Here is a 19,900-nt window from a genome sequence, read left to right as displayed (position 1 = left end):
CCAATCCGGGAATCGTCCGTCTCCGAACTCTTACCAAACTATATTTACAACAGGCGTTTTCCTTCTGGGAGGCCTGTGGTGACGAGTTAGCCCGGTCAGATCGGTTCGGGCGGCGGTGTCACTCAACCCACGCGGAGGAGCGCAGATGACCGAGCAGCAGCATGACACTGACCCACTGGTGGCCGGTTGGGGCGAGACCCTTCCCCGGCGCCGGGTCGCCGTCGTCGGCAGTGGTGTTGCCGGGCTGACAGCAGCCTACGTGCTGAGCCGTCACCATGCGGTCACGTTGTACGAGGCCGACCACCGCGCGGGCGGCCACGCCCACACCCACCAGATGCCCATGGCCGACGGCACCACGTCGGGAGTGGACACCGGGTTCATTGTCCACAATGACAAGACGTACCCAACACTGCTGCGGCTCTTCGGCGAATTGGGTGTCCCCACCCAGGACTCGGACATGACCATGTCCGTGCGGTGCGACGGCTGCGGCCTCGAATATGCGGGCGCCAAGGGGTGGCGCGGGGTCTTCGCCCAGCCGGGGGTGCTCCGGCGCGGGAGGTACCTCAGGATGCTGCTCGAGGTACTCCGCTTCCAGCGTGATGCCCGGGCCCTGCTCAAGGAAACCGGCGGGTACGACGGCGCGGCCGAGGCTACGACCGCCGGCGACGGCATGACCCTGGGGGAGTTCCTCGCCAAGGGCCAGTTCAGCCAGTACTTCATCTCTCACTTCATGACCCCGGTGGTGTCCGCCGTCTGGTCCTGCGACCCGGCGACGGCGTTGACCTACCCGGCGCGGTACCTCTTCACGTTCATGTCCCACCACGGGATGCTCACCATCAAGGGCTCACCGCAGTGGCGCACCGTCACCGGTGGTTCGGGGGAGTACGTCAGCCGGGTGCTTGAACACCTCGACGACGTGAGGCTCGGCGCACCAGTGACCCAGGTGCTCAAGGTGGGTGACGGCGTCGTCGTCACCGTTGATGGAGCGTCAGAGACCTACGACGCGGCCGTCATCGCCACCCACCCGCACCAGGCGCTCGCCATGCTGGGCGACGCCGGGCCGTTGGAGGCCGCGGTGCTCGGTGACATGCCGTACTCCATCAACCACACCCTGTTCCACACCGACGAATCGGTGTTGCCGCGCGCCGACGCCGCACGATCCTCCTGGAATTACCGGTTGCCGTCCTGTGAGGCGAGCCCCGACCGGGTGCTGGTGACCTACGACCTCACCCGGCTGCAGCGGCTCGAAGGGCGCACCGACCACCGCTTCCTGGTGAGCCTCGGCGAGGGCGACGAGGTTGCGCCGTCGGCTGTGCTGCGCACCATGACCTACGAGCACCCTCAGTACACGCCGTCGTCGCTCGCCGCGCAGCGTCGTCTCGCCGGGCTCAGCGACGACCGTATTGCGTTCGCGGGGGCCTATCACGGCTGGGGGTTCCACGAGGATGGGGCGCTGTCCGGACTGCGCGCGGCGGAGCGGTTGGGCGGCTCCTGGGACGCCGAGCCCCTCGACGCAGCGCTGGTGGATGCCCCATCATGACCGCTGCCCTGTACCCCACGACCATCCGGCATGTGCGCCGGACGCCACTGCGTAACGAGTTCACCTACCGCAGCTACAGCTGGTTCGTTGACCTCGATGACCTGCCGCAGCTCCCACGGCTGCTCAGACCGTTCGCCGTGTTCGCCGCGGCCGACCACCTGGGCGATCCGGAGCGCTCCATCCGTGCCAACGTCGCCGCCTATCTTGCGGCCCAGGGGATCGACGACGACGGCGGCCGGGTGACCATGCTGGCCAGCGGGCGGGTGCTCGGTCACGTGTTCAACCCGCTCAGCCTGTTCTGGTGCCACCGCGTCGACGGATCGCTGGCCGCCGTCGTCGCCGAGGTGCACAACACTTACGGGGAACGGCACTGCTACCTGCTGGACCCCGATCAGTCGGGCCGGGCGGAGACGGAAAAGGCGTTCTATGTGTCGCCGTTTAACGACGTCTCGGGAAATTATGAGATGCGCGTCCCGGAGCCTGACGAGCGCCTCAAGATCGCTATCACCCTCCACCGGGAGGACCAGTCCCCTTTCATTGCAACGATGGCGGCGCAGCAGCGGCTGCCAGCGACCACCCGCAATGTTGTCCGCATGATCACCGCTATCCCTGTTGCACCACTCCGCGCGGCTGCGCAGATCCGGTGGCAGGGAGTTAAACTCTGGATGCGTCGCTTGCCAGTCCGCACCCGTCCGCACCATGAATCACAGGAGGCAGTTCGATGAGTACCCTTGTCCGTTCCGAGGAAGACGTAGATCCGGAGTATTGGCCCGGTATCGCCAACGTACCGTCGGGCCCGAGGAACAAGGTCGCTGCTGCCCTCGCGGAGAAGATCTTCGCGGCGGCGGTCAATCGCCTGCAGTTGCGGGTGGTGTACGACGACGGCACAGTCCTCGGCGCACCCGGCGGCGGACCCCGCCCCGAAATGCGGATTCACCGGCCCGTCGACTTTTTCGCCCGGCTCGGTGACAACGGGCTGATCGGTCTCGGTGAGGCCTACATGGCGCAGGACTGGACGGCGTCGGACCTCACCGACGTGATGCAGGTGTTCGCCGCGCAGGCGGCCCACCTGGTGCCGGTGCCGTTGCAGAAGCTCCGTGGGCTGTACCTGCCCAAGCCGCCCCGCAAGGAGCGCAACACCAAGGTCAACACCCGGTCCAACATCGCCCGGCACTACGACCTCTCAAATGATCTGTTCAAACTGTTCCTCGACGACACCATGTCCTACTCCAGCGCGCTGTTCGACGCCAACGGGCCGCAGTTGCTCGATGCCCGGTGGGATGAGCTTCCCGAAGCCCAGCAGCGCAAGGTTGACCGCCTGCTGGATCAGGCCGACGTCGGCGTGGGCACCCGGGTGCTTGAGATCGGCACCGGCTGGGGCGAACTCGCGATTCGTGCGGCACGTCGTGGCGCCACGGTGGTGTCGGTCACCCTGTCGAGTGAGCAGAAGGAGCTGGCCGAGCGGCGCATCGCCGAGGCTGGTTTGTCGGATCAGATCACCGTCGAGCTGAAGGATTACCGCGCCGTCGAGGGCCAGTTCGATGCCATTGTGTCGGTGGAAATGATCGAGGCCGTCGGCTACGAGTACTGGGGGGTGTACTTCCAGACCATTGACCGGCTACTGGCGCCCGACGGTCGGGTGGCCATCCAGGCGATCACCATGCCCCACGAGCGGATGATGGTGACCCGCCGGTCCTACACCTGGATCCACAAGTACATTTTCCCGGGCGGGTTCATCCCTTCGGTGCGGGCGATCGAGGACATCACCGACCGCTACACCAGCCTGCGGGTCCGGGAGCGGCTGTCGATGGGTGACCACTACGCGCAGACTTTGCGCCTGTGGGAGGAACGTTTCCTCGCCCACACCGACGATGTGTCGGCGCTGGGCTTCGACCAGGTCTTCCAGCGGATGTGGCAGTTCTACCTGTGCTATTCGAGGGCCGGCTTCCAGTCCGGGTACCTCGATGTGCAGCAGCTCATCTTTGACCGCCGGCCGTAACCATCAGGAGCATTCCTTTGACGCACCCAGAATCCACACTCCAGGCCGCCAGCATCGATAGGGGTATTGCCGGCAAGCTGGCGCGCATCCTCGAACCCATCGTGGGCGGCGAACTGCCCGTTCACCTGCGCGCCTGGGACGGCAGCACGGCCGGGCCGTCTGATCAGCCCGAGGTGCAGATCAACAGCGCCAACGCGCTGCGTCGGCTGCTCTGGAGCCCGGGGGAGTTGGGCGCATCGCAGGCGTATGTCACCGGCGAGATCGACGTGCCCGGCTCGCTCGAGGCTGCGCTGACCCATGTGTGGAGCGTTGTGGCGATGCGGGGTCTGACGATGCCCAAGCTCACCCCCACCCTCGTACTGCAGCTGACCAAGCTGGCCCGCGAGCTGGGGGTTTTTGGGACGCCGCTGCCCGCACCGGCGTCGCAGGCAAAAATCAAGGGCAGGCTGCATAGCCTGCTTCGCGACCGTGAGGCAATCAGTCACCACTACGACCTGTCCAACGCGTTCTACCAGTTGATCCTCGACGACCACATGGCGTACTCCTGCGGCTACTGGCTGTCCGACGATCAGGACTACAGCCTGGAGGACGCCCAGCGGGACAAGCTGGACCAGGTCTGCCGCAAGATCGGCCTGGACACGATGCCCGGCCAGCGGTTCCTCGATGTCGGCTGTGGGTGGGGCTCGCTAAGCCTGTTCGCTGCCGAGCACTTCGGGGCGAAGGTCACCGGCGTGACCATCTCCAGGGAGCAGAAGGCATTTATTGACGAGCGCATCACAGAGCGTGGGCTGCAGGACCGGGTGGAAATCCGGTTGCAGGACTACCGCGATGTCCGCGATGGACCGTACGACGCCGTCGCCTCCCTGGAAATGGGGGAGCATGTCGGGGAAGAGAACTACGGTACCTACACCTCCACCCTGTTCCGTAATGTGCGGCCGGGCGGCAAGGTGCTGATTCAGCAAATGTCGCGGCATGGGAAGCATCCGGGTGGCGGACCGTTCATCGAATCCTTCATCGCCCCCGACATGCATATGCGGGCGGTGGGAGACACGGTCAACCTGATCGAGAACGCCGGCTTCGAAATTCTCGGCGTCGAGGCAATGCGGGAGCACTACGTTCGCACCATCGATGGCTGGCATGACCGCTTTGACGCCAACTGGGACAAGGCAGTCGACATGATGGGCGAGGAAGTGGCCCGCGTCTGGCGCCTCTACCTGGTCGGCGCGATGATGACCTTCCGCGACGGGCGCATGGGAGTGGACCAGATTCTGTCCCAGAAGCCGCTCGGCTAGGTTTCTTCGGGCTCGCGTTCGTGGGCTCGGTCCCTTGGGCTGGGAATCCCTGGCTCGGACTCTCCGGCTCCCGGTCCCGTGGGCGAGGCATTTCTGCGGGGTTTGAATGTCTTGCGCAGGTCTGGTGGGTGCGCGGCGGTCGCACCCGCCAGGGCTGCGCTTTTGTTTTGTCTGTGGGTGGTCTCACTCGCCAGTACTGCGAAGTTGTTCGGTGACGGCGGTGGGGAGGGTGCCGATGGCGGCCACGGCGTTGGCCGGTGGCTGTGACGGCGTTGGCCGGTGGCGACGGCGTTGGAACGACGAGGGCGGCCCAGCGGCCATGGCGGCCCCGCCCCACCTGCGGCGACCGACTTCCTCATTGGCGTCGGCTCAGCTATCCGGCGAGCTCCGGTTGATCCGTGGGGCTGATCGCTCTGGTGTCTGCCTCATGTGTGCAGGTGTGGTGGGTGCGGCGTCGCCGTTTTGGGCTCCCTCCAATCTTTTGCGCAGCTCTGGTGGGTGCGGGGCGGTCGCACCCACCAGAGCTGCGCTTTAGTTTTGTCTGTGGGCGGTCCCATTCGCCAGTACTGCGCAGTTGTTCGGTGACGGCGGGGGCAAGGGTGCCGAGGGTGCCGATGGCTGCGTTGGCCGGTGGCGGTGGGGGGCGAGGGAACGACGACGGTGGCCCAGTGGCCACGGCGGCCCCGCCCCACCTGCGGCGACCGACTTCCTCATTGGCGTCGGCTCGCGGCTATGGGCATTCGCCACCAAGCACTGCGGGTGACCGACACTTAGCCCACGGAACCGCGACACGCCGATGACACGCGACACAGAGGTATTTTTCCTGTGTGCAAGTACTCCACAGGGGTGTGGATGACGCGCACGGATTGGCCGGTTTCCGCGCGTTTTCGAGGGGTTCGCTTGTGGATTATCTGTGGACTAACTCACCGATGAATGACATACTTGTAATACATCATCTTGGGGTCGCATCCATCGGTTTGCACTAGATGTAGTATTTATATATCGAACCGCTGGCAAGGTAGGCATAGGCGGAGCAGCCCGGAACACCACCGGACAGCCCGCTTTTTGAAGCCCTCCAATTCCTGAATATGCGTCGATTACAAGCTAAGAATTACAAGGGAAGAGGGACTATGACCGTCACGGTTTACACCAAGCCAGCATGCGTACAGTGCAACGCCACCTACCGGGCCTTGGACAAGAAGGGCATCACCTACCAAAGTGTGGATATCTCACAGGATCCAGCTGCTTTGGATCGGGTCCGTGCGCTGGGCTACATGCAGGCCCCAGTTGTCATCACCGAACAGGACCACTGGTCGGGGTTCCGCCCAGACAAGATCAACGAACTGGCCGAACTGAGCCATGCATCGGTCAGCTCGGTCGCCTGATCTGAGAGGAAACGGATCTCTCCTCGACCAGATGGCCAGCGAGCCGTCGTCGGGAAGCATCCACCCGGACATGACCCTCGCAGCAGTGGACACCTCACCAACCGCACCGGTTCCTGGCGAACCGGGCGGAGTGACCAATGCCCGGCTGATCTATTTCTCGTCGTCCTCGGATAACACCCACCGGTTCGTGCAGAAGCTGGACGCAGCAATGGATGTGGAGTCTGCGCGAATGCCGCTGCTGACACGGAATCCGACGCTCAAAGCACTACGGCCGTTTGTGCTGGTCCTCCCCACTTATGGAGGCGTCTCCGGACGGGGTGCAGTACCTAAACAGGTGATCAAGTTCCTCAACGACGAGGGAAACAGATCATTGATCCGGGGCGTCGTCGGCGCCGGGAACACCAACTTCGGGGAAACCTACTGCCTGGCGGCGGACATCATCGCCGCCAAATGTGGGGTACCCGTTCTATACAGATTTGAACTGATGGGAACGTCCGAGGACGTTGACCGCGTAGCCCAAGGATTGGAAGCGTTTTGGATATGACTGTTGCAGAGACAGAGACAGAGACCACGGGAGCAGGCGGCACCGCCGCACCTCAGCTTGAGCGGTTCCACGGCATGGGCTATCACGAGCTCAACGCCATGCTGAACCTCTACGGTCCCAACGGAGAGATCCAGTTTGAGGCCGATCGCGAGGCTGCACACCAGTACTTCCTGCAGCACGTCAACAACAACACGGTGTTCTTCCACGACCTCGAGGAGAAGCTCGACTACCTCGTGAAGAACGAGTACTACGAGCGGGAAACCCTCGACCAGTACTCAATGAACTTCATCCGCGACCTCTACAAGCGCGCGTACACAAAGAAGTTCCGCTTCGAGACGTTCCTTGGCGCCTTCAAGTTCTACACCTCCTACACGCTGAAGACGTTCGACGGCAAGCGTTTCCTGGAGCGCTATGAGGACCGCGTCTGCATGGTGGCACTCCACCTGGCCCGCGGCGACCAGCAGTTGGCGCTGCAGATGGTCGACGAGATCATTGAGGGTCGTTTCCAGCCGGCCACCCCCACCTTCCTCAACGCCGGCAAGCGCCAGCGCGGTGAGCTGGTCTCCTGCTTCCTGCTTCGCATCGAAGACAACATGGAGTCCATTGGCCGGTCCATCAACTCGGCGCTGCAGCTCTCCAAGCGGGGCGGCGGTGTGGCCTTCGCGCTGACCAACATCCGCGAGGTCGGTGCGCCGATCAAGCAGATCGAGAACCAGTCCTCGGGTGTTATCCCCGTGATGAAGCTTCTTGAGGACAGCTTCTCCTACGCCAACCAGCTGGGAGCCCGCCAGGGTGCGGGAGCCGTGTACCTGCACGCGCACCACCCGGACATCTACCGCTTCCTCGACACTAAGCGTGAGAACGCTGACGAGAAGATCCGGATCAAGACCCTCTCACTCGGCGTAGTGATCCCTGACATCACCTTCGAACTGGCGAAGAAGGACGAGGACATGTACCTGTTCTCGCCCTACGACGTCGAAAAGGTGTACGGCATGCCGTTCTCCGACGTCTCGGTCACCGAGAAGTACTACGAAATGGTTGACGACGCCCGGATCAAGAAGACCAAGATCAAGGCCCGCGACTTCTTCCAGACTCTTGCGGAGATCCAGTTCGAGTCCGGCTACCCGTACATCATGTTCGAGGACACGGTGAACCGGGCCAACCCGATCGACGGCAAGATCATCATGTCCAACCTGTGCTCCGAGATCCTCCAGGTCTCGCAGCCCACGACGTACCACGATGATCTGTCCTACGACGAGACCGGCAAGGACATCTCCTGCAACCTGGGTTCGCTGAACATTGCGAAGACCATGGATTCGCCGGACTTCGGTTTGACCATCGAGACGGCTATCCGGTCGTTGTCGGCGGTGTCGGACATGTCCAACATCGTTTCAGTACCATCGATCGCCCGCGGCAATGACCAGAGCCACGCCATCGGTCTCGGCCAGATGAACCTGCACGGTTACCTGGCTCGTGAGCGGGTCCACTACGGGTCCGAAGAGGGCCTGGACTTCACCAACATTTACTTCTATTCGGTGGTGTACCACGCAGTGCGCGCGTCCAACCGGTTGGCGATTCAGACCGGCACAACGTTCGGTGGCTTCGAGAAGTCCAAGTACGCCTCCGGCGAGTTCTTCGACAAGTATACGAACCAGGAATGGGTTCCGCAGACGGAGAAGGTTGCCGAGTTGTTCAAGGGCATCCACATTCCTACCCAAAAGGACTGGAGCGCGCTGAAGGCTTCGGTGATGGAGCACGGCATCTACAACCAGAACCTGCAGGCGGTGCCGCCGACCGGTTCGATCAGCTACATCAACAACTCCACCTCGTCGATCCACCCGGTGGCGTCGAAGATCGAGATCCGGAAGGAAGGCAAGCTGGGCCGCGTTTACTACCCGGCGCCGTACCTGACGAACGACAACCTCGAGTACTACCAGGACGCGTACGAGATTGGCTTCGAGAAGGTCATCGACACCTACGCGGCCGCCACACAGCACGTGGATCAGGGCCTGTCGCTGACGTTGTTCTTCAAGGACACCGCCACCACGCGTGACATCAACAAGGCCCAGATCTACGCCTGGAAGAAGGGCATCAAAACCATCTACTACATCCGTCTCCGCCAGCTCGCGCTGGAAGGGACTGAGGTGGAGGGCTGCGTCAGCTGTATGTTGTAACCGATATCGGTTGATATTTGCTTGGGTACGACGGCGGGTCCTCGCCCGTCGTCGTACGCTTTATCTAGGAACTAACCCACCATTTAGGGGATGACATGACCGAGAAGGTCAAGCTGCTTAGCCACGTTGAGGCAATCAACTGGAACCGCATCCAGGACGACAAGGACGTGGATGTCTGGAATCGTCTGGTCAACAACTTCTGGCTGCCGGAGAAGGTGCCGCTGTCGAATGATGTGCAGTCGTGGGCGACGCTGACTCCTGACGAGCAGCAGCTCACCATGCGCGTCTTCACGGGTCTGACCCTGCTGGACACGATCCAGGGCACCGTTGGCGCTGTCAGCCTGATCCCCGATGCGATCACTCCGCACGAAGAGGCCGTGTACACGAACATCGCGTTTATGGAGTCGGTGCACGCCAAGAGCTATTCCTCGATTTTCTCCACGCTGGCTTCCACCAAGGAGATCGACGAGGCGTTTCGCTGGTCGACGGAGAATGAGAATCTGCAGCGCAAGGCGGAGATTGTCATGAACTACTACCGCGGTGACGATCCCCTGAAGCGCAAGGTGGCGTCGACGCTGCTCGAGAGTTTCCTCTTCTACTCAGGCTTCTACCTGCCGATGTACTGGTCCTCCAGGGCGAAGCTGACCAATACGGCTGACCTGATCCGTCTGATCATCCGCGATGAAGCTGTTCACGGCTACTACATCGGCTACAAGTTCCAGAAGGGGCTTGAGAAGGAGACCGCTGAGCGGAAGCAGGAGATCAAGGACTACACGTTCGAACTGCTGTTCGAGCTGTACGAAAACGAAGTGCAGTACACCCACGATCTTTACGACTCCGTCGGCTTGGCCGAGGACGTCAAGAAATTCCTGCACTACAACGCCAATAAGGCGCTGATGAACCTCGGTTACGAAGCCATGTTCCCGGCGTCGGTCACCGATGTGAATCCTGCGATCCTGTCGGCGCTGTCACCGAACGCCGACGAGAACCACGACTTCTTCTCCGGATCAGGCTCGTCTTATGTGATTGGTAAGGCAGTCAACACCGAGGACGACGACTGGGACTTCTAGTCTGCTGTCTATGTCTGATCTGAGTTTTTCTGTGAGGTCGGAGGCGAGGTGGCGGTTCGCGCATCGATTCAGTCCCGTATCCGAGCTGCGTGCGAGATTCTACAGAAGGTGGCCATTTCCCACCCTAAATGGCCACCTTCTACGGTAGTTTGGCCAACTGTATCGTGCAGTTCTCAACAGGTTCCAAGTATCTATCAGAGGGTGCAGTCGGCCCAATCTGTCCAGTCAAAGTTCGGCGACGGCGTGGCGGGGCTGTTCCTTCAGAGGGTGAACTCGGTCCATGGCGGGTAGTTTCGGTGGCGGTCGGAAAATTGAGCCGTTGTGACGGCGGCAGGTTTCAGCGGTCGTTGCAACAGTTTAGGAGTCTGTCGGTGGTGAGAGGAGACTCGCGAGCTGCTCGGCGGGGCTTTGACAGCCTAGAATTTCTCGTGGTCGGCGGTTGAGCCCAGGTAGCTGACCTCGGGGCGTCATCGGATCTCATGCCCGAAGCCTGCAAGCGGACTGTGGGTTGGAGGCCTTTTAGGGTTGCCAGGAACTGCTTCTCCTGACCGGCACATTCGGACATCCCACGGATGAGCCGACCAACAAGTGAGCAGTGAGCTTGGCGGAAGGAGTCACCCTCCCTGAAAGTGACATTGCACAGCCCTTCGTCAGCCTTGATGGTCCCCTCGTGCTTGTCGGCCAGCTAGAGCAGGTCTGGTGCCGACGCGCCCAAATTGAGCGTTTTGCACACTACTCCGCCTCACTCCAGTGTTGAACCAAAGTTGAGCCGCCTTGACTCGGCTGTGGCTCTGCCGGAGTGCGTTGGGTCGGGAACGCCTACAGGCAGCGCGGCTGGAACGTCGGATCCGCTGGGCCCTTCTGCGCAAGAGCATGAGACACCAGCCGGTGCACCACCGGATCGTTGGGAGCCTGGTCATGCTCGACCAGGTCCAGCGCGCATTTGTCCTGAATGGTGATGTTGGTGACCTGCTGAGCTCGCCCGTCGAGGAACTGGCTGGTGTACGGCGTTACAACCTCGTCGTACTTCGTGCTGATCACCGTGTACGACGGACCATTCACCGTGTCACCGATCGAGTTCAGCTCAGTCAGGAAAGGTGAACCAGCCTGCTGATCGGAACATGCCTGGCAGAGGGAGTTGGAGTCAGACGCAGCGAGCGACGGGTCCTCATCGGCAGGCACGAGTAGTCCCTCGGTGCCATGGTTGGAGGGAGCGATTCCGACCAGGTGGTTGACCTTCTTGGCGCCGCCGAGGAACCCGATGTAGTAGCGCGGCATCATGCCCCCCTGGCTGTGGCCGACCAGATCGACCTTCTCCGCTCCAGTAGCACCCAGCACAGCGTTGACGAACGAGCCAAGCTCCGCGGCAGAATCAGCTACCGGGCCGGTGGCATCGATGTTGTTGGTGGTGCCGTAGTTGAGGGCGAAGACACAGTAACCCTGCCCGGCGAGGACCGGAGAGAGCGTGGACCAGTTCTTGAGCATGCTTTCGAACGTTCCGGGCACGAGGATGACGGGGTACGGGTGTTCGGCGCTCGGCTGGCAGGACCAGTTGTTCGCGCCGGGCGGGGAAATGTCCTCGGTATCGGCTGTGGCAGGCGGCGCCCCGGCTAGGCTTCCGCCAAGCAGGGCCAGAGTGGCAAGGAATGTCGAAAAACGGTGGGGCATGCGCTGAAACCTCTTCGTATCATCGAAGCTCCCCGGACGGGAGCATGCACCGCACAAACGATAGCTACTGGCCGGTAACCTTCGCAACACTAATGGGAATATGTGCATGCTCCGGCAACCGCACGCCGTCGTGCCGCGCCAATGTCGAAGCCCACCAGACGAAGGCCTGAATCTGCCTGTCAGAGAACGAATTCGTCCACAAAAGGCAGTGCTGCACTAGTTCGCTGTAGTCGGTCACCCGGAGTCTGAAAGGCCAAACTGAATTCGTGTCGACGCCGCTATGGATGCAATGCTCCGCGACATAGGCGCACCGGCCGTACCCTGGGACGTGGTAGTGGATTTCGGAAGTTTGGGGGGGATCGCGGACGATAACTGTCACTTAATGGCCGTGATTGCGCCCGGTGGTCAGGGCGTGTCTGGCGGCGCGTCCTGTGGCACTACTGCCGTTGAACTTTTCATGGCAACAGATATTTCTGTGAATGCCGGTGGTGACGTCGAGTCAGCTCAACAATTGTTTGCTGTAGATAGTGGCGTACGTTTCGGTCGTGGGGCGCGCCTAGCGGCAGAATGTTTTGCTCGGTTCCAGTGGTTGACTGAATGACGTCACTGCCTGCAGGGGTGATGGTGAATAGCCGTCTCTTTTGTTCGACCGCAGGTTGAGAGTGGGAGATGAAGCCTCCGGTTTCGAGATTGTCCAGGATCCTGGTCATGGTTTGTGGTTGGACCCGGACGCGGCGGGCAATGTCAGCTTGGGTTCCCGCGCCTTGCAGGGTAATCACCAGCAGTACGGTCAGCCCCGCGTGAGTTATCCCAAAGATGGCGAGTTCCTTGTTCCACGCGTTTTCTACGAGCCGGGTAGCGGTCAGCAGAAGGCGGCTTGTTGACCATTGATCCAAGTCCAGCTCCTGCATCGCTTCGAAACTCCTATTTGCTCAATAGCCGGTCGGCTATTGGTGCCGGTATTTGTTGACCATGGGGCAGTCGAAGGGGTCGCGGGCTGCGAGTCCTACCCGGTTGAGGTAGGAGACCACTGCACCGTAGGACGCGGCGACGCCGACCTCGGTGTAGGGGACTTTGAGGCGTTCACAGTGTTCGCGGACGATCAGGGCCGCCTGGCGCAGGTGCGGGCGTGGCATGTCCGGGAACAGGTGGTGCTCAATCTGGAAGTTCAGCCCGCCGAAGGCGTTGTTGACGAACGATCCGCCCTTGATGTTTCGTGAGGTGAGGACCTGTTTCTGGAAGAAGTCGAGTTTGCTGTTTTTCGGGATGATCGGCATGCCCTTGTGGTTGGGGGCGAAGGACGCACCCATGTAGATCCCGAACACGGCCATCTGCACGCCGATGAAGGCAAACGCCATGCCGACGGGCAGGAACCAGAACAGGACGCCCAGGTAGGCGCCGAACCGGACCGCGAGGAGCGCGAGTTCAATCCAGCGGCCCTGGACGGCTCCGGGGCGGAACAGGGTGCCGATGGATTTGGCGTGCAGGTTCAGTCCCTCGAGGGTGAGTAGGGGGAAGAAGAGGTAGCCCTGGCGGCGGGTGATCCAGGCGTGGAGGCCCTTGGCTTTCGCGGCGTCTTCTTCGATGAAGGAAATGGTGTCGATCTCGATGTCGGGGTCCTTGCCCAGCACGTTGGGATCGTTGTGGTGGCGGGTGTGTTTGTTCATCCACCATTGGTAGCTGATGCCGACGACGCCGGCTGCCAGGATCCGCCCGGACCAGTCGTTCGCGCTGCGGGTCTTGAAGATCTGCCGGTGGGACGCTTCGTGGGCCAGAAACGCTAGCTGGGTAAAGACGATGCCGAGCACTGCGGCGATGAGCAACTGGAACCAGGTGTCACCGAGCAGGGCGAATCCGGTCCAGGCGGCGCCCATGGTCAGCGCCAGCACGGCGAAGACCGAGACGTAGTATCGGCGGCGACGGTTCAGCAGCCCCTCTTTGCGCACCTGCTTGAGCAGGATGGAATAGGAGGCGACAATGTCGTTAGGCTTCGAAACGCGCACACTACGGGTAGGGGCGGCAATACTCATTGGTTGTTCCTTAGTGGACGAGACCCCCACGGTCGGTGCTGGAAACCGTCGGGGTCCTGGTGGTGAGCGGGACCCCGACGGTTTGGCGTTGCTTTAGGTCCGGCTGGCGGTGTCGTGCTCCCGCTTCCGGCTGAGGATCAGGGCCAGACCGATCATCGCGACACCGAGGAATAGGTGCAGCCAGTTATCCGCGTCGTTCAACGGAACGAAGTTAGCGTCGGAGTTCTGGTCAATCACTAGCCCGTAGATCCAGAGCACCAGGTAAATCACTCCTCCAACGAGGAGGTAATTTTTGGCGTTCGAATAGGTGCGGGCAAGGACCAATCCCGCGACGCCGAACAGTAAGTGGACGATGTTATGCAGGATCGAAACCTGGAACGTTCCGAGCAGAAACGCTTCGGACTCGTGTCCTGCCATGTCCATTTGGTCCATCTGACTGGTGACCCCGGGGATGAAGCCAAGGATGCCGACTAGCAGAAACACCGCCCCGATAGTCATTGCAGCTTTCTGCATGGTCGTCTTCTCGCGAGTGCTATTAACCTGATTGCTATGGGCGGTCATGATGTCCTCCTAGAGAAAATTTGTGTTCGGATTCCTTGGATCCTGGCGGGCGTTAGATGGGGCCGCTGGTCCCGGGGCTCCTGGTTTCAGTGCCGGCAGTTTGGCTGGACTGGATGTTGTCTTTTGCGTCCTGTGTCTTATCCTTCAGGTCGGAGGCGGCGCCGGTACCTTCGTCCTTGACTGTTTGAGCTGATTCAGTTGCTGTTTCCTTGACGGAATCCATTGCTTCCTGGGCCGGCTCTTTCATGTCTTCCATGACCTGCTTGGCGGACTCGGTGATTTCGCTTGTCAGCGGCTGTGCTTTGTCCTTCAGGGCTGACGCGGCTTCCTTTTCCTTCTCGCTTGCTGGGATCAGCGACGCGATAAGCATGCCGGCTCCGAAGGCAATCAGTCCTGCGGCAAGGGGGTTGCCCTTGGCTTTATCGCTGAGCTGATGGGGCGCGTCGTGCACGGCGTTACCGGCGTCGTGGACTGCGGACTTTGCGGAGTCTCCGGCATTTCCGGCTGATCCCATGACTCCAGTTTTGACGTTGTCAGCGGAACCCATGATTTTATCCTTTACGTTACCGACGGCGCCCTTGACTTTGTCTGTCTGACGTTGGGCGATATTGGAGGGGTTGACTTTATCGGCCACGGCATCGACGTTCGTTCCGAGGTCGGCCCGGGTCAATTCGATTTCTGCGCGGATTTGTTCTGGTGTCTTGTTCATGGAGTGTGTTCACCTGGTTTCAGTGTGGGAGGGAGTTCTTTGAGGGTCTCAGCGGTGTCCGGCATTCCGCGGACGGCTTTGAGTTCCTTCTTGCCTTTGGAGGCAAGAACGGCGGCAACAATGCCCCACAGCACGGCAATGATGACCGAGGACCAACCGAGACCGATCAGATCCCCCAATCCCCACATCAGAGCCAAAGACAGGAAAAGCAGAACAAAGTGCCCTGCTATCCCAGCGCCGCCGAGCATTCCCGCGCCCTTACCTGCCTGGGTACCGGTTTCGCGGAGCTCAGCTTTAGCGAGTTCCAGTTCCTGGCGCATCAGGGTAGAAATGTCACGGCTGACCTCGCCTAGGAGGCTGCCCAAGGATTCGTGTTCGGCCTTTTCGTGAGCCTCGCTGGGGGGCGGTTGCCCAGGGGTGTACGATGAGCCGCTTGTTGGTGGGTAGCTCATTAGCGAATCTCTCGTCGGCCGGGAAGGTCGCCGATTGGTGGTGTTCCCGGCGCGATGGTCGGATAGGTATCTGCCGGATCCAGTACCTGCGTATCAGGTACCGCGGGGGCGGCATGGGCCGGAATCCGTGTTCCAGCTGGCGGCGTCATCGCCGTCTGCGATGGTGGCCCACTCTGGGTACCAACGGAAGTGTTGCCTGAACCGGAACCGTCGGATCCGCCCAGATTTCGGGCCAGACGCCCTGCCACGAGTCCGGCGCCAGCGGCCATCACCAAGAAGGTTCCCGGATGGGACCGAGCATAACCTTTGACCTCATTGAGCAGCGAACCCGGGTCGCGGCCCTCAAGCCAACCGGCAGCGGATCCCGTTCGATCAGCAGCCTGCTGCACCAACTGCTTTGCCGGCCCTTCGTCCTCAGTTTTGTCGGCCATGGATCGCAGTTCATCACTCAACGCCCGCAAGCCCTCGGTGACTTTCTGCTGCTGATCTCCCGCTTGACTCTTCAAATCCGAGCCCAATTCGCCTAGCAAGTTCTTCGCCTGGGTGCCTGCCTCGGAGGCAACATTCTTCACCTCGGAAGCAGTGGTCTGCGCGACTCCCTTCGCCGCATCCGTACCCTCCTGACCAAGATTTTTTGCTTCATCCTTCGCCTGGGTCGATGACGACTGAGCACTGCCTGAGGTGCCGACCCTTTCCGTAGGCGGTACGGGAATGACCGGGTCTTCCGACCAATTTTGGGTACTCATAGTGTTCTCCTTTGGTACGGGGCCGAGTGTGGAAAACCCGGCCTTATCGGTGTGGCGTTCGGTATGACGCGGATTGTGTACGAGAAGGCGGCTGGTGCTCGCGGCACGTTACCATTCTTTACTCCACACAAGTTGTCAAGATTCTGGTGCGCTTGCCGGTGGGGCCCGGGGCCCTAACTACCGGAAGAACAGCATGCTTAGCTTTACAGTTAAAGATAAGCACGCTTATCAGTTCTTCGCAAGAGCTGGAATGTCGTCGATTGTCGTCTGGGTGTGTTCGCGGTGGCGATGAATAGATCCACGCTGGTGACCGTGTGCTCAACCGGTTTTTTATTGATTCGATGGGGTTTAGGTTGGAGGGTCTGACCCTGCGTTCGGGTCGAGTCAGCGTCGCGTGGAAATGTCCGCTGAGCGCAATACTCGTTGTTGGGCTCCCAAGACAATGAGGGCGGCGCTGGGTGCAGGCAGTATTCACTGCAGTCTTCCGAGCTGATTCTGGGCTCTCGCCAACTCCGCCGGAGCACCCGCACCCAACTCGGTAGCCCTCGTCCAGCAATGCGCTGTCAATCCCTACTGCAGACTCGGCGAACCAGGTCAATCAGTATCCGGGACTTCTGGAATCGTCTACACCAGCAGTGCCCATGCGAGTGTGGTCATCCTTTTTGTTCTTCTTGAGGCCCGCCAGGCCCGCCAGGCCCGCCAGACCAAGAAGGCCGAAGAGACCCCACAGGCACGCGTCCCCCTTTTGTCGTCGCTTTCCGGGTCTGCTGAATGGGGGGGGCGTTTCGTCCGCGGCATTGGCGGGATTTGATAGTCGATGAACTCAACGCCGCCTCCAAGGTACGGTCCTCGCGATCACAACCGCGTTGGGCGTGGCGATCCTGGCCGTTGAACGCTTAGTCCGTTGGCAGTTGAGTCGGTTTACTCCAACCCGGCACGCACCGCGTCGTCGAGGCGGCCGCCCCAGGTCAGGGGTGCAGCAATCCGGAACCGCCGTCCAGTGACAACCTCGGGAAAAATGCCGACGAAATGGTCCTTTGTGCCGGCTTCCCACGGGACAAGCAATCGCCCGACGGAGTTGAGTACGTCGGGTGTCCGCTCAAGCTTGTTGGCAGGACCCTTGACGACGACGCTCCAGGCGACCCCGCCATGCTCACTGGTTCCGTCAATTTCCAAAGCGACCCGCTTACCCAAGGCAGAGGCCAGCTTGGTGCCATGGCTCGTCCGAAAAACCAACCTATCATGATCAACCTTGTAGTTGAGCGGAAAGATTTCGGGCTGATCGTTGGCCCACACGGCGAGGCGACCAAACGCTGTCAGCCGTAGAAGTTCCCAGCACTCGTCGGAGGACAGGGTGTCGGTCTCGGGCACGGGCGCTTCAGTAGTCATGGGTTCGAGCCTATGGCCCCAGCGAATAGGCTCCTAGGGCCAAAAGACCCACCCCAACCGCCCAGTTATTTTAGCAACGCAACGTCAGAGACCAGATCGATGTGCGACTGCATCGCGGCCGCTGCTGCCGCCGAATCGCCGGCACGAATCGCCTCCGCAATCACCCGGTGCGACCTGAGCGACTGCTCCGGCCGGCCTGGCTGACCCAACGACTCAATCCGCGTCTCCAGTACCAGTTCGGCGATAAACGCCATCAGTTGTGCCAGCACAGGGGAGTGGGCAGCAGCCGTGACCGCCTGGTGGAACAACTCATCGCCGAGAGTGCCGCGATCTCCCGCGGCAATTTCAGTAGCCATCGCATCCAACGCGGCATCGATGGCAGTCAGGTCCGCCTCGGTCCGCCGATCGGCAGCCAGCGATGCAAGCTTCACCTCAAGAGTGCTGCGCGCTTCCGCAATCTCCGGCAGCCGGGACTGGTGTTCCCGCAGTTTTCTGATCACCGTCGCCAGGGAAGGCCGGTACACCAGCACCGCCCCGGTGCCGTGCTGGACGTCAATAATCCCCAGCACCTCAAGTGCCACCAGCGCCTGAGCCAACGTGGCCCTCGACACCCCCAGCTGTTCGGCGAGGATCCGCTCAGCCGGCAGGAGATCGCCTGGACCCAGCTGGGCTTCCTCGATGTACACCAGGATCTGCTCCACCAGTTGCTCGTACAGCCGGGGCCGCGGTGCGCGGGCGAGCTGCCGGGGGTCGGGCAGTGCGTTCATCAGCGGTCCTCAACGTCAGCGGGGAGATGTCATGCCAGTGTAGGGGCCGGGCAGGTCACAATTGACAAATGGATCAGTGTCTAACAGTCTAGTCCAGTGCGCAGGTAACGTGCGTCACATCACACTTTCACCGGCGAAAGAAGACCCATGTCCGTCCAACTCCTCTCCATCATCATCCTGGCAGCGATGTTCCTCATCGCCACGCTGCTGCCCGTCAACATGGGCGCCCTCGCCTTCGTCGGCGCTTTCCTGCTGGGTGCGGTCTTCCTCGGCATGGAAACCGATGACATCATCGCCAACTTCCCCGGTGGCCTATTCCTCACCCTGGTCGGCGTCACCTACCTCTTCGCGATAGCTCAAAACAACGGCACCATCGATCTCCTCGTCAACGGCGCCGTCAAACTGGTCCGTAGCCGGGTGGCACTCATCCCGTGGATCATGTTCATCATCACCGGTGTCATCACGGCAGTCGGCGCCCTCGGCCCCGCGGCCGTCGCCATCATGGCGCCCGTCGCCCTCGGCTTCGCCGCGAAGCACAAGATCAGTCCCCTCCTGATGGGCATGATGGTGGTCCACGGCGCACAGGCCGGCGGTTTTTCGCCCATCGCTGTCTACGGCGTCATCGTCAACGGCATCGTCGCCGACACCGGCTTCGACTACAGCCCCATGGCTCTCTTCCTCTCCAGCCTGATCTTCAACTTCCTTATCGCCGTTGTCCTGTTCCTCGTTCTCGGCGGCAGGAAACTGTTCTCCGCACGGGTTGAACAGTTCGTCGAAGGCGCGGCCGACGCCCGGATGCGCGCCAGTGTTGGTGCCCGCGCCTCGGGCGCCGACGTCGACTTCCGTGGCACCGGTTCCGGTACCGACTCCATGAAGGGCAAGACCAACACCAACCCAACTATCAACGACGACGGCGCTGTCGCCACCGAGGGCAAGCAGGCCCTGGCGCAGTACGCCACCATTGCCGGCCTGATCGTCCTCGCCGTTGTGGCGCTGGGCTTCAAGGTCGACGTCGGCTTCGTCGCCATCACCGTCGCCGTCGCCCTGGCGCTGATCTCACCACGGTCACAAAAGGGCGCCGTCGAAAAGATCAGCTGGTCAACGGTCCTCCTGATCTGCGGCATGCTGACCTTCGTTGGTGTCCTGCAGGAAGCCGGCACCATCGAATACGTCTCGGACGGCGTCGCCAGCCTGGGCATGCCGCTGCTTGCGGCCCTGCTGATCTGCTACATCGGTGCAGTCGTCTCCGCGTTCGCTTCCTCCACAGCGATCCTCGCCGCGTTGATTCCGCTGGCCATCCCGTTCCTGGAATCGGGTGAAATCGGTGCGATCGGCGTCATTGCCGCCCTCTCCATCGCCTCCACAGTGGTCGACGTGTCCCCGTTCTCCACCAACGGCGCGCTCGTGCTCGCGAACGCCCCCGAAGGCACCGACAGGGACCGCTTCTACAAGCAGATCCTTGCCTACGGTGGCATCGTCGTCGTCGTCGGACCGCTAGTCGCCTGGCTGGTCCTGGTGGTTCCGGGCTGGCTCTAAGCCCTGAACCACCGGCAACCGGAAACCCCATTGAGCGG

19 protein-coding genes are annotated in these 19,900 nt (G+C 61.5%); 9 read left to right on the top strand and 10 right to left on the bottom strand.

Features of this window, described 5'->3' with window-relative positions:
• The first annotated feature begins 145 nt into the window (after positions 1–145).
• Genes ACX80G_RS15660 through ACX80G_RS15645 form a run of 4 tightly spaced genes read left to right on the top strand, consistent with a single transcriptional unit; the run spans position 146 to position 4,831 of the window.
• Positions 146–1,540, top strand: a complete 1,395-nt coding sequence (locus tag ACX80G_RS15660; RefSeq protein WP_459308819.1) for an NAD(P)/FAD-dependent oxidoreductase — start codon at positions 146–148, stop codon at positions 1,538–1,540.
• Complete coding sequence (locus ACX80G_RS15655) at positions 1,537–2,265, top strand: DUF1365 domain-containing protein (protein WP_459308817.1); 729 nt, start codon at positions 1,537–1,539, stop codon at positions 2,263–2,265. Before ACX80G_RS15660 ends, ACX80G_RS15655 begins: the two co-directional genes overlap by 4 nt.
• Entirely contained in the window at positions 2,262–3,539 is a 1,278-nt protein-coding gene (locus ACX80G_RS15650) for a class I SAM-dependent methyltransferase (protein WP_459308815.1), read from the top strand. Before ACX80G_RS15655 ends, ACX80G_RS15650 begins: the two co-directional genes overlap by 4 nt.
• 17 nt (positions 3,540–3,556) lie before the next feature.
• Complete coding sequence (locus ACX80G_RS15645; RefSeq protein ID WP_459308813.1) at positions 3,557–4,831, top strand: class I SAM-dependent methyltransferase; 1,275 nt, start codon at positions 3,557–3,559, stop codon at positions 4,829–4,831.
• A gap of 183 nt (positions 4,832–5,014) precedes the next feature.
• On the opposite strand, the gene ACX80G_RS15640 is transcribed toward ACX80G_RS15645, so the two are convergent.
• Positions 5,015–5,152, bottom strand: a complete 138-nt coding sequence (locus ACX80G_RS15640; RefSeq protein WP_459308811.1) for a hypothetical protein — start codon at positions 5,150–5,152, stop codon at positions 5,015–5,017.
• Between the two features lie 809 nt (positions 5,153–5,961).
• Here ACX80G_RS15640 and nrdH point away from each other — a divergent pair.
• From nrdH to nrdF, 4 genes are all read left to right on the top strand, one after another.
• The gene (gene nrdH / locus ACX80G_RS15635) at positions 5,962–6,216 is read left to right on the top strand and encodes a glutaredoxin-like protein NrdH (RefSeq protein WP_459308810.1); all 255 of its coding nucleotides are present in this window, start codon (positions 5,962–5,964) and stop codon (positions 6,214–6,216) included.
• 70 nt (positions 6,217–6,286) lie between these two features.
• Positions 6,287–6,760, top strand: a complete 474-nt coding sequence (gene nrdI, locus ACX80G_RS15630; RefSeq protein WP_459308857.1) for a class Ib ribonucleoside-diphosphate reductase assembly flavoprotein NrdI — start codon at positions 6,287–6,289, stop codon at positions 6,758–6,760.
• Positions 6,761–6,834: 74 nt separating this feature from the next.
• On the top strand, positions 6,835–8,934 hold the full coding sequence (gene nrdE / locus ACX80G_RS15625) for a class 1b ribonucleoside-diphosphate reductase subunit alpha (protein ID WP_459308856.1): 2,100 nt from the start codon (positions 6,835–6,837) through the stop codon (positions 8,932–8,934).
• Positions 8,935–9,029: 95 nt separating this feature from the next.
• Entirely contained in the window at positions 9,030–10,004 is a 975-nt protein-coding gene (nrdF, locus tag ACX80G_RS15620) for a class 1b ribonucleoside-diphosphate reductase subunit beta (RefSeq protein WP_459308808.1), read from the top strand.
• 819 nt (positions 10,005–10,823) lie between these two features.
• Here the strand turns inward: nrdF and ACX80G_RS15615 are convergent.
• From ACX80G_RS15615 to ACX80G_RS15575, 9 genes are all read right to left on the bottom strand, one after another.
• Positions 10,824–11,672, bottom strand: coding sequence for an alpha/beta fold hydrolase (locus ACX80G_RS15615; protein ID WP_459308807.1), 849 nt, complete (start codon positions 11,670–11,672; stop codon positions 10,824–10,826).
• A 455-nt stretch (positions 11,673–12,127) separates the two neighbouring features.
• Positions 12,128–12,583, bottom strand: coding sequence for a MarR family winged helix-turn-helix transcriptional regulator (locus tag ACX80G_RS15610; protein WP_459308805.1), 456 nt, complete (start codon positions 12,581–12,583; stop codon positions 12,128–12,130).
• A gap of 36 nt (positions 12,584–12,619) precedes the next feature.
• On the bottom strand, positions 12,620–13,702 hold the full coding sequence (locus ACX80G_RS15605) for a fatty acid desaturase family protein (RefSeq protein WP_459308804.1): 1,083 nt from the start codon (positions 13,700–13,702) through the stop codon (positions 12,620–12,622).
• A gap of 93 nt (positions 13,703–13,795) precedes the next feature.
• Positions 13,796–14,263: a DUF4383 domain-containing protein gene (locus tag ACX80G_RS15600; RefSeq protein WP_459308803.1), complete on the bottom strand. Its 468-nt coding sequence runs from the start codon at positions 14,261–14,263 to the stop codon at positions 13,796–13,798.
• A gap of 52 nt (positions 14,264–14,315) precedes the next feature.
• Positions 14,316–14,972 carry a DUF3618 domain-containing protein gene (locus ACX80G_RS15595; RefSeq protein WP_459308801.1) on the bottom strand — a complete coding sequence of 219 codons (657 nt, stop codon included), beginning with the start codon at positions 14,970–14,972 and terminating at the stop codon, positions 14,316–14,318.
• Positions 14,969–15,424, bottom strand: coding sequence for a phage holin family protein (locus tag ACX80G_RS15590; protein ID WP_459308799.1), 456 nt, complete (start codon positions 15,422–15,424; stop codon positions 14,969–14,971). Before ACX80G_RS15590 ends, ACX80G_RS15595 begins: the two co-directional genes overlap by 4 nt.
• On the bottom strand, positions 15,424–16,170 hold the full coding sequence (locus ACX80G_RS15585) for a hypothetical protein (protein ID WP_459308797.1): 747 nt from the start codon (positions 16,168–16,170) through the stop codon (positions 15,424–15,426). Before ACX80G_RS15585 ends, ACX80G_RS15590 begins: the two co-directional genes overlap by 1 nt.
• Before the next feature lie 921 nt (positions 16,171–17,091).
• A complete protein-coding gene (locus ACX80G_RS15580; protein ID WP_459308796.1) occupies positions 17,092–17,559 on the bottom strand; it encodes a pyridoxamine 5'-phosphate oxidase family protein in 468 nt (155 codons plus the stop codon).
• A gap of 65 nt (positions 17,560–17,624) precedes the next feature.
• Entirely contained in the window at positions 17,625–18,326 is a 702-nt protein-coding gene (locus ACX80G_RS15575; RefSeq protein ID WP_459308794.1) for a FadR/GntR family transcriptional regulator, read from the bottom strand.
• A 147-nt stretch (positions 18,327–18,473) separates the two neighbouring features.
• On the opposite strand from ACX80G_RS15575, the gene ACX80G_RS15570 reads away from it, so the two are divergent.
• Positions 18,474–19,862 (top strand): SLC13 family permease, encoded by a 1,389-nt coding sequence (locus ACX80G_RS15570; RefSeq protein ID WP_459308792.1) that lies wholly within the window; start codon positions 18,474–18,476, stop codon positions 19,860–19,862.
• Positions 19,863–19,900 lie beyond the last annotated feature (38 nt).

The organism is Arthrobacter glycogeni (genome assembly GCF_054510815.1).
This window is presented reverse-complemented; position numbering and strand designations above follow the sequence as displayed.